The organism is Nocardioides sp. P5_C9_2 (assembly GCF_054049555.1).
In genome coordinates this window covers 1-1850 of record NZ_JBFUMD010000617.1, presented here as the reverse complement: position 1 = coordinate 1850, position 1850 = coordinate 1, and the positions used below count along the sequence as shown (strand labels likewise).

The 1850-nt window shown below is 74.4% G+C and carries 2 protein-coding genes; one reads left to right on the top strand and one right to left on the bottom strand.

The window, feature by feature from the left end:
• A partial coding sequence (locus ACXJKL_RS20270) for an FAD-binding dehydrogenase (RefSeq protein ID WP_457208796.1) occupies positions 1-1382 on the top strand: 1382 nt, incomplete at its 5' end.
• A 6-nt stretch (positions 1383-1388) separates the two neighbouring features.
• Here ACXJKL_RS20270 and ACXJKL_RS20265 read toward each other — a convergent pair.
• On the bottom strand, positions 1389-1850 hold a 462-nt coding region (locus tag ACXJKL_RS20265), incomplete at its 5' end, for a TetR-like C-terminal domain-containing protein (protein ID WP_457208795.1).

The following is a 1850-nucleotide window of genomic DNA, read 5'->3' as shown; positions in this document are numbered from 1 at the left end:
GGTGGGCGGAGGCCTACGTGCGGTTCGCCCACGAGGAGAAGCGCGACTACCTGCACGACCTCGGCCTCCGCTCCCTCCCGTTCGTCGGCTGGGCCGAGCGAGGAGACGGGCGCGCCACCGGCCACGGCAACTCCGTCCCCCGCTTCCACCTCACCTGGGGCACCGGCCCCGAGGTCGTCCGCGTCTTCGCCGAGCCCGTCCAGGCGGCCGAGGCCGCCGGCCTGGTGCGCTTCGCGTTCCGCCACCAGGTCGACGAGCTGGTCGTGCGCGACGGCGCGGTCGTCGGCGTACGCGGCACGGTCCTGGCCCCGGACGACTCGGCGCGCGGGGTGAGGTCCGGGCGGGAGGCCGCGGGCGACTTCGAGCTCGAGGCCGGCGCGGTCGTCGTCACGAGTGGCGGGATCGGCCACAACCACGCACTCATGCGCCGCAGCTGGCCGACCGAGCGGGTCGGCCCGGCGCCCACGCACATGATCAGCGGCGTCCCCGCGCACGTGGACGGTCGGATGCAGGCCATCTCCGAGGCGGCCGGCGCGACCATGGTCAACCGGGACCGGATGTGGGCCTACGTCGAGGGCATCCACAACTGGGACCCGGTCTGGCCCGACCACGCGATCCGGATCCTGCCCGGCCCCTCGTCGATGTGGTTCGACGCCGAGGGCCGGCGCCTCGAGGGGATGTCCGGGGTGCCCGGGGCCGACTCGATCGGCTCCATGAAGCAGGTGCTGGCGACCGGGCACGACTACTCGTGGTTCGTGCTCACCCAGTCGATCATCGAGAAGGAGTTCGCCCTCTCCGGCTCCGAGCAGAACCCGGACATCACCGGCAAGGACGTCCGGTTCCTGCTCAGGAGCCGGCTCGCCAAGGGCGCCCCCGGCCCGGTCGAGGCCTTCAAGGAGCACGGTGAGGACTTCGTCGTGGCCGACACCCTCGAGGAGCTGGTCGCCGGGATGAACGCGATCGCCCGCGGTCCCGCGCTCGACGCCGCGGACATCGAGCGACAGGTCGTGGCGCGCGACCGCGAGGTGGGCAACCCGTTCTCCAAGGACCTGCAGCTCATGGCGATCGCCAACGCTCGCCGCTCCCGCACCGACCGGCTGATCCGCGTCGCCAAGCCGCACCGCATCCTCGACCCCGCGCACGGCCCGCTCATCGCGGTCCGGCTCAACATCCTCTCCCGCAAGACCCTCGGCGGGCTGGAGACCGACCTCGAGGGCCGGTGCCTCGACGCGGACGGGCGACCGGTCCCCGGCCTGTACGCCGCCGGCGAGGTCGCCGGGTTCGGCGGCGGCGGGGTGCACGGCCACAACGCGCTGGAGGGGACCTTCCTGGGCGGCTGCATCTTCAGCGGCCGGGCCGTGGGCCGGTCGCTGGCGCGCTGAGCAGCCTCAGCCGCCACCCAGCCCCACCGTCGCGACCAGCACCCCCAGGTGGTGCTCGAAGAGGTCCTGCGGCCGGCCGAGGGTGTCCGCGCCGTACTGGCCGAACACCTCGAAGCTGACGCACCCGAAGAGCGCCGCCCACGCCAGCAGCCCCCGCGCGACGAGCTCGTCGGGGGCGGTGAGGCCCATCTCGCGGCGGATCCGGGCCAGGTCCCGCGACAGTCGCCTCGGTGAGACCGGCGTGTCGTCGACGGTGGTCGCCCCCGCCCGCCAGGCGTCCTCCCACACCTCGACGAGCCGGGCGACGACGCGGGTACCCGGACCGGTCGTGCGCTCCGCGGGAGCCGAGTAGCCGGGCACCGGGCTGCCGAAGAGCAAGGCGTACGTCGCCGGCTCGGCCAGCGCCCAGGCCCGCACCGCCCGGCCGATCGCCCTCATCCGGGCGGCGTGGTCGGCCCGGTCCACGCG